Origin of the sequence: Blautia sp. AF19-1 (assembly GCF_003479155.1) — a bacterium.
GTDB lineage: Bacteria > Bacillota > Clostridia > Lachnospirales > Lachnospiraceae > Fusicatenibacter > Fusicatenibacter saccharivorans.
This window is the reverse complement of record NZ_QUGQ01000020.1, coordinates 36,305-49,311: the sequence shown is the minus strand read 5'-3', so window position 1 is coordinate 49,311 and position 13,007 is coordinate 36,305. Positions and strand designations below refer to the sequence as shown.

At 48.6% G+C, this 13,007-nt stretch carries 9 protein-coding genes and 2 tRNA genes; 10 read left to right on the top strand and 1 reads right to left on the bottom strand.

Annotated features, from left to right (window positions below; translation table 11 throughout):
* The first annotated feature begins 28 nt into the window (after nucleotides 1-28).
* The 3 genes from DWX26_RS13075 (at nucleotide 29) to DWX26_RS13065 (ending at nucleotide 2,841) form a co-directional block, all read left to right on the top strand.
* Nucleotides 29-793 carry a YlmH family RNA-binding protein gene (locus DWX26_RS13075; protein WP_022461313.1) on the top strand — a complete coding sequence of 255 codons (765 nt, stop codon included), beginning with the start codon at nucleotides 29-31 and terminating at the stop codon, nucleotides 791-793.
* A gap of 164 nt (nucleotides 794-957) precedes the next feature.
* Nucleotides 958-2,043, top strand: coding sequence for a tryptophan--tRNA ligase (trpS, locus tag DWX26_RS13070; protein WP_022461312.1), 1,086 nt, complete (start codon nucleotides 958-960; stop codon nucleotides 2,041-2,043).
* Nucleotides 2,044-2,145: 102 nt separating this feature from the next.
* Nucleotides 2,146-2,841, top strand: a complete 696-nt coding sequence (locus DWX26_RS13065; RefSeq protein ID WP_117813038.1) for an anaerobic ribonucleoside-triphosphate reductase activating protein — start codon at nucleotides 2,146-2,148, stop codon at nucleotides 2,839-2,841.
* A gap of 8 nt (nucleotides 2,842-2,849) precedes the next feature.
* Here the strand turns inward: DWX26_RS13065 and DWX26_RS13060 are convergent, their stop codons facing one another.
* On the bottom strand, nucleotides 2,850-4,031 hold the full coding sequence (locus tag DWX26_RS13060) for a DUF6128 domain-containing protein (protein ID WP_118595856.1): 1,182 nt from the start codon (nucleotides 4,029-4,031) through the stop codon (nucleotides 2,850-2,852).
* Between the two features lie 107 nt (nucleotides 4,032-4,138).
* Here DWX26_RS13060 and tadA point away from each other — a divergent pair, with 107 nt between their 5' ends.
* The 7 genes from tadA to DWX26_RS13020 all read left to right on the top strand — a co-directional run bounded on the left by tadA (nucleotide 4,139) and on the right by DWX26_RS13020 (nucleotide 12,964).
* Nucleotides 4,139-4,687 carry a tRNA adenosine(34) deaminase TadA gene (gene tadA / locus DWX26_RS13055; protein ID WP_117509593.1) on the top strand — a complete coding sequence of 183 codons (549 nt, stop codon included), beginning with the start codon at nucleotides 4,139-4,141 and terminating at the stop codon, nucleotides 4,685-4,687.
* A 179-nt stretch (nucleotides 4,688-4,866) separates the two neighbouring features.
* Nucleotides 4,867-4,952 (top strand) — tRNA-Ser (locus DWX26_RS13050).
* 172 nt (nucleotides 4,953-5,124) lie between these two features.
* Entirely contained in the window at nucleotides 5,125-6,558 is a 1,434-nt protein-coding gene (locus DWX26_RS13045) for an RsmF rRNA methyltransferase first C-terminal domain-containing protein (protein ID WP_118595855.1), read from the top strand.
* Nucleotides 6,559-6,748: 190 nt separating this feature from the next.
* A complete protein-coding gene (locus DWX26_RS13040; protein ID WP_117761688.1) occupies nucleotides 6,749-8,044 on the top strand; it encodes a PcsB-like coiled-coil domain-containing protein in 1,296 nt (431 codons plus the stop codon).
* A gap of 236 nt (nucleotides 8,045-8,280) precedes the next feature.
* Nucleotides 8,281-8,354: transfer RNA gene (locus DWX26_RS13035), tRNA-Pro, on the top strand.
* Nucleotides 8,355-8,453: 99 nt separating this feature from the next.
* Nucleotides 8,454-9,239: a Cof-type HAD-IIB family hydrolase gene (locus tag DWX26_RS13030; protein ID WP_242857168.1), complete on the top strand. Its 786-nt coding sequence runs from the start codon at nucleotides 8,454-8,456 to the stop codon at nucleotides 9,237-9,239.
* Nucleotides 9,240-9,757: 518 nt separating this feature from the next.
* Nucleotides 9,758-12,964, top strand: a complete 3,207-nt coding sequence (locus tag DWX26_RS13020) for a hybrid sensor histidine kinase/response regulator (RefSeq protein ID WP_118601592.1) — start codon at nucleotides 9,758-9,760, stop codon at nucleotides 12,962-12,964.
* Nucleotides 12,965-13,007: the final 43 nt, after the last annotated feature.

Sequence of the window (13,007 nt, the reverse complement as noted above, 5' to 3'; positions counted from 1 at the left end):
GCCCGCGGTGTATCAAAGGGGGATTACCATGAATGAGGAAGAAGTGCTGGTCGGACGGATTCAGGATCTGGCAGAGCAGTGTTATCACAGGGATGTTCCGTCACACACGGAGTTTCTGACGCTGGCGGAGCAGGATCTGTTCTACCGTACGGTAAATAAAATCCCGGGCGTGCGTTACGTGCTGTCCGGCGGATACGAGGCGGCAGAGCGGAAAGCGGCGCTGTTTCTGCCATCCTATGCAGAGGACGGTGATGCGTCGATGCTTCCGATCGCAGTCGTGCGCATCAGCCCGCTGAATGAAAAATTTGCGGATGCGCTGTCACACCGTGATTTCTTAGGATCACTGATGAATCTCGGCGTGGAGCGGTATAAGCTGGGAGACATTCTGATCGATGGAAACCAGGCGTATCTGATCTGTATGGCGGATATGGCGGACTACATCTGTGCGGAGCTGAAAAAAGTGCGCCATACGAGCGTGTACTGTGAAGTCGAGGCGGGACTGCCGGAGGAGCTGACGGAGCCGAAAACCGAGCGGAAAGAAGGCTCCGTCGCTTCCGTGCGGCTCGATGCGGTGCTGTCGCTGGCGTTCAGCAGTTCGCGGAGCAAAATGGTGCCGCTGATCGAGGGCGGCCAGGTGTTTATCAACGGAAAGCTGGTGACGTCGCCGAGCGCGTCATTAAAAGAGGACGATCTCGTGACCGTGCGCCATATGGGAAAATTCCGCTATGTTGGCGTGCAGAATCAGACGAAAAAGGGAAGGCTGTACGTGGCTGTTGAACGATTTGTCTCATAATAGATATTTTGAGGGATTTTACAGGAAAAGACCATTGACAGTGTTTGTAAAAAGACGGTATTATAGAGGGTATGTAGAAGGTCCGCAGTTATGAGAATTTTCATGAAATTTTTCATACAGAAGCGGACTGCGAAGATTACGTATCAGGAAGGCAGGAAGAAAAAATGGGAAAAATTATACTGACCGGCGACCGACCGACCGGCAAGCTGCATGTAGGACATTACGTTGGTTCACTGCGCCGCCGCGTGGAGCTGCAGAACTCCGGTGAATTCGATAAAATTTACATCATGATTGCAGACGCACAGGCGCTGACCGACAATGCGGACAACCCGGAGAAGGTGCGCCAGAACATTCTGGAGGTAGCGCTGGATTACCTTTCCTGCGGACTTGATCCGGAAAAGAGCACCATCTTTATCCAGTCTCAGATTCCGGAACTGTGCGAGCTTTCTTTCTATTATATGAATCTCGTTACGGTTTCCAGACTGCAGAGAAATCCAACCGTAAAATCGGAGATCCAGATGAGAAACTTTGAGGCGAGCATCCCGGTTGGATTCTTCACCTACCCGATCAGCCAGGCAGCCGATATCACTGCATTCAAGGCAACGACCGTTCCGGTTGGAGAGGATCAGATGCCGATGATCGAGCAGACACAGGAGATCGTCCACAAATTCAATACGGTTTATGGCGAGGCACTTGTGCAGCCGAAGATTATGTTGCCGGAGAATGATTCCTGCAGACGTCTGCCGGGTATCGATGGAAAAGCGAAGATGAGTAAATCGCTTGGAAACTGCATTTACCTGTCCGAGGAGCCGGATGAGATCAAGAAAAAAGTCATGAGCATGTACACCGACCCGGATCACATCAAGATCACCGACCCGGGCAAGATCGAGGGAAATACCGTATTTACTTATCTCGATGCATTCTGCCAGCCGGAGCACTTCGAGCGCTATCTGCCGGATTACGCAAATCTCGACGAGTTGAAAGCACATTACCAGAGAGGCGGCCTTGGCGATGTCAAAGTGAAGAAGTTCCTGAACAATGTACTGCAGGAGACCTTAGAGCCGATCCGCAATCGCAGAAAAGAACTGGAAAAAGACATTCCGGCGATCTATGAGATGCTGAAAAAAGGCAGCGAAGAGGCAGAAAAAGTTGCCGCTCAGACACTGGCGGATGTCAAAGCAGCCATGAAAATCAACTATTTTGATGATCTGGACCTGATCCGTTCCCAGGCAGAGCGTTACGGCAAATAATTACCAATAGAAGATAAATGGAAAAAGCGGACATTATGGTTCCGCTTTTTCTGTTGCAGGGCGGACGAAAGTTCGGAGTCCTGCGGTCAGAGAGGATAGCATATGGTCATACATGGATTTCAAAAGCTGACGCTGCTGGATTACCCGGGCAAGGTGGCGTGCACATTGTTTTCGGGCGGATGTAATTTCCGCTGCCCGTTCTGCCAGAACGGAAATCTCGTGCAGCATCCCGAATGGGAGCCGGTGATTCCGGAGGAGGAGATTTTTGCAGTGCTCGAAAAGCGGTGCGGCGTGCTGGACGGCGTCTGCGTGACGGGCGGTGAGCCGACGCTGGATCCGGATCTGGAGCGGTTCGTGACGAAAATTAAGGAACTGGGATATCTTGTGAAGCTCGATACGAATGGATACCGGCCGGAGATTTTGAAAAAGCTGGTGGAAGAGAAGAAAATCGATTACGTCGCCATGGACATCAAAAATGCGCCGTCCCGGTACGGCGAGACGGCGGGCGTGAAAAAGATCGATGTGATGCGGATCAATGAGTCGGTCGAGTTTTTAAAGAGCGGCGTGGTGGACTATGAGTTCCGGACAACGCTCTGCAAAGAGCTGCATGGAAGGGAAGAGATCGAAGCGATCGGAAAGTGGCTTTCCGGGGCAAAACGGTACTTCCTGCAGAATTACCGGGAATCGGATTATGTGATTGATCCGAGGTTCTCGGGGTATGCGCGGGAGCAGCTCGAGCGGTTCTGCGAGATCCTGCGCGGAAAGATTGAGACGGTGGAGATCCGCGGCGTGGATTAAAAAACGCTTTAAAGCGTGCGGTACCAGTAGCCGAAGCGGGCATCGGGCGCGAGCTCGGATGGGCGCATCGCCTGCTTAAAGTGGAAAAAGCCGAAGAGGCTTGCCATGAACTGCTCATTCGGCGTGTAGACGCCGGGGACGCCGAAATACCAGAGTTCCTGCTGGTCGCGGTTCCGGGCGAGGAGCAGATGGCGATAGGACGAGGAGCCATGGAGGACGAAGCGGTTCGCATCCACCGAAAGACCGGCGGCGCGGAGCTGTGGAAGATCGTCGAGTGATAGGCGCAGGCAGTCGGTCAGATCATCATCTGGGAACGGATGGAACTCCGGGAACTGGTCCTGAAGCTGGAGATAGAGAGCAGCCCGGGACGGCGGCACGGCTGCTGCGGCGGGAAAATCGGCGGAAGTCATATGTAGCGGCTGGGCGGTAGAATCCGGGATGGGCTGCGGCGGTTCCGGGTTGGCAGAGGGATAGCTTTCTGCGGTTTTCACAGATTCCGCGGATGCGGGATAGAGTGTGTTGGCGGATGATTGCGTGATCCTGTCTGCAGGAACGGTGTTTACCGTGTCAGTTGATGTGGATTCTGTGGAGACGGTGGATTCCGGGTTGGAATTTTGTGGATAAAGTTCGGAATTGCTGCTGAATTCTGTGGAAAGTTCATCGAACTGTGCTTTTGAAGCGTCTGATGATGGCAGGGACTGCGCAGGTACGGCGGGATCCAGAGGTTCGGGTGTTTCGGCAGTTTTCTCTTCGGTCGGTCTGGTACCATTGTCTGCGGATGTTTTGGGCTCCTGCGGGAGCGTGGGCGAGAAAAACTCCGGCTGAATCGGAAGATCGTCCCACTGGGTGGCGATGACGCCGGTCTGGCGGCAGAGCAGGATCAGACCGCCAAGCTCGTCGAGCGTGACATCCGTCTGCCCAATGGCATCGGAGTGCGTGAAGAGTTTTCCACTCGTAGAAGAGCGCCCCGCAAGGAGATTTCCGAGCGGAATGCCGTACATCCGCCCTGACCGGCGGATAAATCCGTAGACCGTGACCGAGGTCTCCGGCGGAAGCGACGGCGATTTGATCTGGAAGTCCATGCGGCAGAAGCCGTTCTGCGACTCCACGCGGACAAAGCCGCAGCATCCGCCCTTGCGGTTGTTCGGGTATTCGTATAGATAGGCAATGAAACGCCGGTAATCAGACATAAAAACCTCCTGCATAGAAGTAAAAAGAGTAGAAAAAGATACTGCGCTACAGTTCACGATATGCGGGAAGGACAGAAAATATACGCAGAGAAGAAAGGAAGTGCACAATGGAAGAAGAAACAAAGCTGGAAACGCCGGAGGAAAAAGCGCACCGGAAAGAACGGGAACGCTTCATGCGCCAGGCGATTACGCAGGCGAAGAAAGCGGAAAAGCTGATGGAAGTGCCGATCGGCTGTGTGATTGTGTACGAGGGAAAGGTGATTGCGCGGGGATATAACCGCAGAAATACGGATAAAAACACGCTGTCCCACGCGGAACTGAATGCGATCCGGAAAGCCAGCAAAAAGCTCGGCGACTGGCGGCTGGAGGGCTGTACGTTGTATGTCACCCTGGAACCATGCCAGATGTGCGCCGGTGCGATCGTACAGGCAAGAGTCAGCGAAGTCGTCATCGGCAGCATGAACCCGAAGGCGGGCTGCGCGGGATCGATCTTAAATATGCTGGAAATGCACGAGTTTAACCATCAGGTGAAGGTCGAGCGCGGCGTGCTGAAAGAAGAGTGCTCGGAGATGCTGAGTGCGTTTTTCCGGAGACTGCGGGTGGTGAAAAAGAAGAAAAAAGAAGAGAGGAAGAGGGCGGAAGAAGGGAAAGAATAAAAGAAGAGGCAGCATCGGGATGGGATGCTGCCTGAGGAAGATTATTTGTTTGAGTAAGTTGCACTTTCGAATATTTCCGTAAAAAATACAATCCCCGTATTTCCATCGGAAACCATCGAAAAAATCATTGACGAATCCCGAAAAAAGCACTATAATATATGATGTATTTGACAAAATACGGAGAAGTACCCAAGAGGCTGAAGGGTCTGGCTTCGAACACCAGTAGGTCGGAAACGGCGCAAGGGTTCAAATCCCTTCTTCTCCGCTATGCAAAAAAGAGACAGCAAAAAGATTGAAAAATCGAAAAAGCTGTCTCTTTTTCTGTGAGAAATTATGAAATAGATGCAAAACAAAAGAAACAAAGACAGAAAAAGCATCGCCAGTTCACGAAAAGGGACCGATGCACAACAAAGCAAAATAAAAAGGAGAGACAATACATGGCGCAGTTACCACAGGAATTTCTGACCCGCATGCAGGACATGCTGGGCGATGAATTTGATGCATTTTTAACTTCCTACGACGCACCCCGCACAGCCGGGCTGCGTGTGAATACAAAAAAATGCCGGACCGAAGATTTCCCGCCGCTTGTTCCGGGAACGTGGAAGAAAATTCCGTGGATTCCAAACGGCTATTTCGTGCCGGACGGCATGCGCATGGGCCAGTCTCCGCTGTATGCGGCAGGCGTCTTCTATCTGCAGGAGCCAAGCGCCATGACCCCGGCGTCCCGCCTCCCGATCGAACCGGGTGAGCGTGTGCTCGATCTCTGCGCCGCACCGGGCGGCAAGGCAACCGAGCTGAATGCGCGCCTGAAAGGAACCGGCCTTCTCGTCGCCAATGACATCAGCAACGCCCGCGCCAAAGCACTGCTGCGCAATCTGGAGCTGTTCGGAAGTGAAAACGTGCTTGTCACCAATGAGACACCGGCAGGCCTTGCAGACGTCTTCCCGGGCTTCTTCGATAAAATCCTCGTGGATGCACCGTGCTCCGGCGAGGGCATGTTCCGGAAAGACGAGGCAGTCATCGGCACCTGGACCCCGGAGAGGCCGGATTTCTTTGCGGATCTGCAGCGCGAGATCACCTCGGATGCTGTCAAAATGCTGCGTCCGGGCGGCCTCATGATGTATTCGACGTGTACCTTCGCCCCGCAGGAGGACGAGGGAACCGTTTCTTTCCTTCTGGAAAACTTCCCGGAAATGGAACTGATCGAGATGGAAGGCTACGAAGGTTTTTCAAAAGGCAATCCAGTCTGGGGAAACGGCGATCCGGAGATCGAAAAGACCGTGCGCATCTGGCCGCATAAAATGAACGGCGAGGGCCATTACCTTGCCCTGTTCCGCAAAAAAGGCGAAGCCATTCCTTATGAGACAGAAGAAAAACCGATCGAAAAGAAAAACAAAAAACAGAAAAACCGGAAAAAAGACCGCGGAACGGAAGCACCGGGTCCGTCGAAAGCAGAAAAACAGATCCTTTCCGATTTCCTGTCCCGGATGACAGCACCGATCCCGGTGGAGGAACTGGAAGTCCGCGCCGGAAAAGTATACCATTCCCCGTCCCTGCCGGATGGCGTGCGGAATCTTCATTTCCTGCGGAACGGTCTGTATCTCGGTGAACTGAAAAAAGACCGTTTCGAGCCGTCACAGCCGTTTGCCGTGACACTCTCCGCGGACAAGTTCAAAGATTACATGAATTTAAAGGCAGATGACGAGCGTACCGAAAAATATCTCCACGGTGAGACAATTTCCGTAGAGCCGGGAGAGACCGCATCGCCGTCGGGCTGGAAGCTGGTCTGCGTCGATGGATTCGGCCTTGGATGGGGCAAACTGGTCAATGGAACCTTGAAAAATAAGTACCCTGTTGGATGGAGAAAGTAGAAAAATCATGCCAGTTTTTGCAGGAAAAACGTCGAAATATTACAAAGTTATTAACAGAAATTAAAAAAGACTTTCATTTCAGACATACTTGTGTTATAATGGCAAAGTACGGCGGGAAAAAAGGCCCATTTTCCGCAGTAACTTGGAGTGACAATCAGCAACAGAACGTAATAAGTATGAGGTGTACGACATGAAAAAAAAGAAATTATTCAGCCTGGTTTTGGCCACAGTGCTTACGGCAGCAACCGTTCTGCCATGCTATGGTGCCAGTACAAAGGAGAAAATTTCAAATGCTCAGGCAGAACAGGCTGCCGCACAGTCTCAGCTTGACAGCATACAGAGCAGGATTGACGAACTCAATTCCAAAAAGGGACAATCAGAAGAATATCTTTCCGAACTGAACCAGCAGCTGGACGATCTGCAGAACCGTCTGCAGGAGCTTCAGGATCAGTATGATGCGAAGCAGAACGAACTGGTACAGATTCAGGCAGATCTGGAAGATGCAAAAGCAAAAGAAGAAGAGCAGTACGAGGCGATGAAGCTCCGTATCCAGTATATGTATGAAAATTCCTCCGGAAACGGATACATGGCAATGCTCTTTTCTTCCAAAAGCATTTCAGAGCTGATCAGCCGGGCAGAATACATACAGAAAATTTCCGATTTCGACCGCGATCTTATGCAGGAGTATGAGGACACGGTAGACCAGGTAAAAGAAAAAGAAACACAGGTGCAGGAAGAGCAGGCAGCGATCGTAGAACTGCAGCAGCAGAGCAGCGATCAGCAGGAAGCCATTCAGGAGCTGTACGCAGCAGCTTATCAGGAACTCCGTACCTACTCCGCAGAGCTGGACGATGCAAAATCCAGCGAGAGTGCACTGGTAGATGAAATCAACAGCAAAGCAGATGCAATCAATGACCTGATCCGTCAGGCGAAAGAAGAGGAGATTGCAGCGCAGAAGAAAGCAGAAGAGGAAGCAGCCGCAGCAGCCGCCGCACAGCAGGCTGCCGCAGAAGCTGAGGCTGAGGCCGCCAGAAAACAGGCAGCCGAGGCCGCAAGAGTCGCAGCCGCAGAAGCAGCAAATGCCGCAGCGAAAGCAGATACCGATACAAGCAGCAGCTCCGGAAGCAGTTCTTCGGACAGCAGCGCATCCTCCACGACAACGGGGAGTCCATCCGCGTCAGATACTTCCAGCAGCTCCTCCAGCGGAACATACCTTGGAAGATTTAAACTGACAGGCTATTGCTCCTGTTCCATCTGTACCGGACAGTGGTCCGGCGGATCCACCGCGAGCGGAACCACACCGACCGCAGGAAGAACGATCGCCATGGGCGGTGTACCATTCGGAACGAAACTGATGATCAACGGCCAGGTTTACACGGTAGAAGACCGCGGAACCGCTTACGGCCACGTAGACATCTTCTGCAGCAGCCATTCCGAGGCGCTGAGCTTCGGCGTGCAGTATGCAGATGTATATCAGCTGAGCTGAGAAACAAAGATAAGAGATATGCCGGAACAGAACTTCCGGCATATCTCTTTTTTTGACTTTCTCAGAAACTGTCATTCTAAAATAACACCAAAAAGGCCGCAAACCTGTGTAAAATGTACCTTTTGAAGCAATAATAAAAAAAATTAAAAAAAATTCAAAAAAGGTGTTGACATTCCTATAGACATCATATATAATAGCTATTGTTGACGGACGAGAGTTCAGAAAACAAATAAAATCGAAGCGTGGCTCAGTTTGGTAGAGCGCTGCGTTCGGGACGCAGAGGTCGTGGGTTCGAATCCCGTCGCTTCGACTGGAATGAAAATGCCGAAAGCCTTGACAATCAAGAGCTTCGGCATTTTTTCGTATGTCAGAAAGAGAACAGGAAACAGTACACGAGGAGGAAATTTTTGTGAAAGCATTATTTTTTGATATTGATGGAACGTTACTGAGTGAGATTACAAAAGAAATTCCGCAGAGCGCGCTCGATGCATTGAAAAAGACAGCGGAAAAAGGAAATCTTACGTTTATTAATACCGGCCGCACCTGGTCGGAGCTGCCCGAGGAGCTGAAAAAGCTTCCGTTTTCCGGATTTCTGTGCGGCTGCGGGACCTATCTGCGCCGGGACGGCGAAATCCTGATGCATCAGACGATTCCGAAAAAGCGCTGTGAGGAAATCCCGGTTATTTTAAAGGAGTGCAGGATCGGCATGATTCTGGAGGGAACGGATAATGTTTATTTTTCGTCGGAGGTATCCCGTTTTCGGGAGGTCGAGCAGACCCGTGCCTATTTCGCAGCTGTCGGAATCGGACTCGCGGAGACAGCGGAGACAAAAGGAATCATTTACGATAAATTTTGTATCGTAACCGATGCACAGTCTGATATAGAACGTATGTACCGTGAATTTGAGCAGGAGTTTGATATCATGGATCGCCGCGGCGGTGTATACGAAATCGTTCCGCACGGCTGCAGCAAAGGAACAGCTGTGGACTATGCGCTGAAACAGTTTCAGCTGGAGAAAGAAGATGCATACGTATTTGGCGACAGCAGCAACGACCTTACCATGTTCCGGTGCGGCGCACACACCATTGCGCTTGGAAAACATGATGAGATTCTGGATCCGTACACAGAGTACGTAACCGATACCGTCGAGCGGGACGGCGTGGCAAAGGCGATGGAGCATTACGGATTGATCTGACAGAAAAAAAGAAAAAAAGAAAGCGAAGGGGCGCATTTGAAAAGAAATTTTCAGGTGCGCCCCTTTGGTTGCAATTTTTTGAAAAAGGAAACAAGAAAAGCAGCGTCTGAAAAGGTATGTGCATTGCAAAGTAAAAAATTTCATGGTAATATAAAAATGAGTTTTTATGTATATTTGTAATGATACCAGGAGGTGAGCGTTCAGAAGTTCCATGGAAACAGAAAAAAATCAGATAAATAAAAAAAGCCTCAGATACCGTTTTACAGCAGGAACGATCGGAGTAAGTGTCTGGCAGCAGGAATGAATGCTCACTTGGCAAAGCCTATAAAAATTGAAAACATAAAGAGAATTTTGTGTGAATATTGTGTGTAGTGGTTGCAACTTCTCAAATCCGTATACCTGTTTTTCACGTTTTGTAGGATATTATAACGTAAATGTAAAACTGGCAGGGACAGGTTCTCTGTATACAGATAAAAGCAGGATAATGAAGTATAAAACAGAGAGAGGATTTTTATAAAATGGAAAAGTATGAAGACAAAATATATTCTTTAGGTGAGGCTGTAACGGGACAGACACAGGCTATGTCACAGGCCGTACAGAAAACACTGGAAAATAATGGCGGGGTAGGTATAATGACAGGATCTTATGACCAAAACCTGTCTATTTTGTCTGTGAATAATCTGCTGTTGCATAGTACAGGATATACATTCGATACTTTCATGGAACAGACAAAAGGCTCATTGAGAAACTTCTTTTATGACGAGGAAGATAGACTGGAGCGAGACCGTTTTTTGCAGCTTCACGGAACAGGGGAAGCACAGATCCTTACAGCAGACGGTACAGTGAAAAATGTACGGCTTTGTAAAGAGGATGCGACAGATGAGGCGGGCAGACAGATCTGGGTTATGTCCGTACAGGTCAACTGGGATCATGTAAATTTGACACTGCTCAATGAGGCTATCTGTTCCGGCTTCTGGTATTTTGACTGTGACGAAAACAGTGAGATTGTGAATGCAAACTGGAGTCATGAATTCCGAAAAATGCTTGGCTATCATGACACTCTGGACTTTCCGAATAAACTGGAATCCTGGTCAGATCTTCTGCATCCACAGGATAAAGAAAGAGTAATGGTGCAGCTTCAGGCGGCAATTAAGGATAAGACGAACCAGATAAAATACCAGGTAGAGTATCGTATGAGAATGAAGGATAATCAATACCAGTGGTTTCGGGCATCGGCAGAAGTAATACGCCGTCTGGATGGTTCTGCCAGCAGGATTGCCGGGATTTTTATTAATATTGATGCGGAAAAAAAAGAGGCCATGCAGGCACAAAAATCTGCTGCTTTCCACCGGGCTTTTACGAAAGCAGACCTGTGTGAGTATTATGTAAATCTGGAAGCGAATACTTTTGATACCTTTAAGGTTGAACCGTCCCTGATGACAGTCTTTGAACAGAGTCATACATGGGATGAACTGATCCGTCATTTTGTGGATTCCTATGTTGTGGAGACAGATAAGAAGGCGGTATCCTCTTTTTACGACCGTGGTTATATTGCAGAAAGGCTGAAGGGTCTGGAAACCGAATTGGCTTTAGAGTGCCGTATCACTCTGAATGGAGAAGAACGATGGGTCCGCAATGTGGTCATACGTGGCGAAATAGAGGATTCAGAATATGCCATGATCTTTCTGCGTGATATCACAGAGACAAAGGTAGAGAGCGCACGGCATTTGCAGATGGCAGCGGATAATGCTTCCATGGAGCAGATAATTCAGAGTATTGTGCGTCTGGTTGACCGCTTTGTTGTCTGTGATCTGGAAAATGACAGATATGAATTCTATAACCTGAATGGACAGATGCTATATAAACCTTTGGGATTCTATCATGATTTTCAGATGCAGGTTCTTGAAAAGTATAAGACACTGGAACCATTGGAAACTATGGACATCCTGATCGCACCGGAAAATATCCGGAAGAATCTGAAAAGTGAAAATGATATTTATAAGTTTGAGTACTGCAGCCTGGATGAAAAGACTTATAAGATCGCTTCTTATATTCCTTTGGAATGGAAGAATGGAAAGCTGGAAAAGGTATTGCTGGCATCCATGGATGTGACACAGGAGAAGAAAGCAGAGATTGAATCCCGTCAGGCACTGAAAGAGGCTTACCGGTCTGCAGAAAATGCAAACCGTGCGAAAACAGAATTCCTTTCCAATATGTCCCACGATATCCGGACACCGATGAATGCCATTGTCGGCCTGACAGCAATTGCAGGAGCAAATATTGAGAGCCAGGACAGAGTCATTGAATGTCTCAGTAAAATTACAAAATCAAGCCGTCATCTGCTGGGGCTGATTAATGAAGTGCTGGATATGGCACGTATTGAAAGTGGAAAAATGACGCTGGCACAGGAGGATTTCAATCTGCCAGATCTGGTGGATAATCTTATAACACTCACAAAACCGGTGATTGATGAACATAAACACAATTTAGATATACACATTAATCACATTGAACATGAGAGTGTCTGTGGTGACAGCCTGAGAATCCAGCAGGTATTTGTGAATCTGATGAGTAATGCGGTCAAGTATACACCGGATGGCGGGAATATTACTTTTTCTATAGAGGAAAAGCCAAATGGATTTTCGGAACTTGGATGCTATGAATTTACGATTGAGGATAATGGGATCGGTATGTCACCGGAATTCCAGAAAATCATGTTTGATCCTTTCAGCCGCGCAGATGACCATCGGACAACCAGAGTCCAGGGAACAGGTCTGGGAATGGCAATCAGCAGAAATATTGTGAACCTGATGAATGGTAATATTAAAGTGGAAAGCACCTTACATAAGGGAACTAAAATTACAGTAACAATTTATCTGGAACTTCAGGAAAAAGAAAAAGAACAGGACAGAAATCTGATGAATCTACCTGTTCTGGTTGTGGATGATGATAAGACATGCTGTGAAAGTACAGTTGCCACATTGAAGGAGATTGGGATTACAGGCGAATGGGTTCTCTCCGGCAGAGAAGCCGTTGAGCGCTGTTATGCACATCATGAGCTAAAAAATGATTACTTTGCTGTTATTTTAGATTGGAAAATGCCGGATATGGACGGAATTGAAACAGCCAGACAGATCCGGAAACGGATAGGGAAAGAGATTACCATTATTGTACTGACATCTTATGAATTCAGCGAGATCGAAGAAGAAGCAAAGACTGCAGGCGTAGATGCTTTTATTGCAAAACCGCTGTTCCGTTCCCGTTTGACGGCTACATTGCGGCAGTTTACTTCTGGCAGAAAAGAAAAAACAGCAAGAAATTATCTGGATGAGCTGTCTGAAGCAGATTACACAGGAAAAAGAATTCTGCTGGTCGAGGATAATGAGTTAAACAGAGAAATTGCTGTTGAAATTCTGCAGATGACAGGGGCGGAAGTGGAAACGGCAGAAAATGGAAAAATTGCAGTTGAAAAAGTAGAAGCTTCTCCGAAAGGCTTGTATGACCTTATTTTTATGGATATCCAAATGCCCGTCATGAATGGTTATGAGGCAACCGCAGCAATCAGGAGCCTTCCGGGTGAACAGGGAAAACTACCGATTGTTGCCATGACAGCAAATGCTTTTGCAGAAGATGTACAGCTGGCAAAAAATACAGGCATGAATGGACATATCGCGAAACCGCTGGATATGAATAAGCTGAATGATGTTCTGGAAAACTGGCTGTAATTGTTTCCCAATTATTGAATTAATGATTTTATCAGGAAAGAAT

Excerpts from the sequence above, each read along its gene's own strand:
- DWX26_RS13075 (WP_022461313.1), top strand. The coding sequence starts at position 29 with ATGAATGAGGAAGAAGTGCTGGTCGGACGGATTCAGGATCTGGCAGAG.
- trpS (WP_022461312.1), top strand. The coding sequence starts at position 958 with ATGGGAAAAATTATACTGACCGGCGACCGACCGACCGGCAAGCTGCAT.
- DWX26_RS13065 (WP_117813038.1), top strand. The coding sequence starts at position 2,146 with ATGGTCATACATGGATTTCAAAAGCTGACGCTGCTGGATTACCCGGGC.
- DWX26_RS13060 (WP_118595856.1), bottom strand. The coding sequence starts at position 4,031 with ATGTCTGATTACCGGCGTTTCATTGCCTATCTATACGAATACCCGAAC.
- tadA (WP_117509593.1), top strand. The coding sequence starts at position 4,139 with ATGGAAGAAGAAACAAAGCTGGAAACGCCGGAGGAAAAAGCGCACCGG.
- DWX26_RS13045 (WP_118595855.1), top strand. The coding sequence starts at position 5,125 with ATGGCGCAGTTACCACAGGAATTTCTGACCCGCATGCAGGACATGCTG.
- DWX26_RS13040 (WP_117761688.1), top strand. The coding sequence starts at position 6,749 with ATGAAAAAAAAGAAATTATTCAGCCTGGTTTTGGCCACAGTGCTTACG.
- DWX26_RS13020 (WP_118601592.1), top strand. The coding sequence starts at position 9,758 with ATGGAAAAGTATGAAGACAAAATATATTCTTTAGGTGAGGCTGTAACG.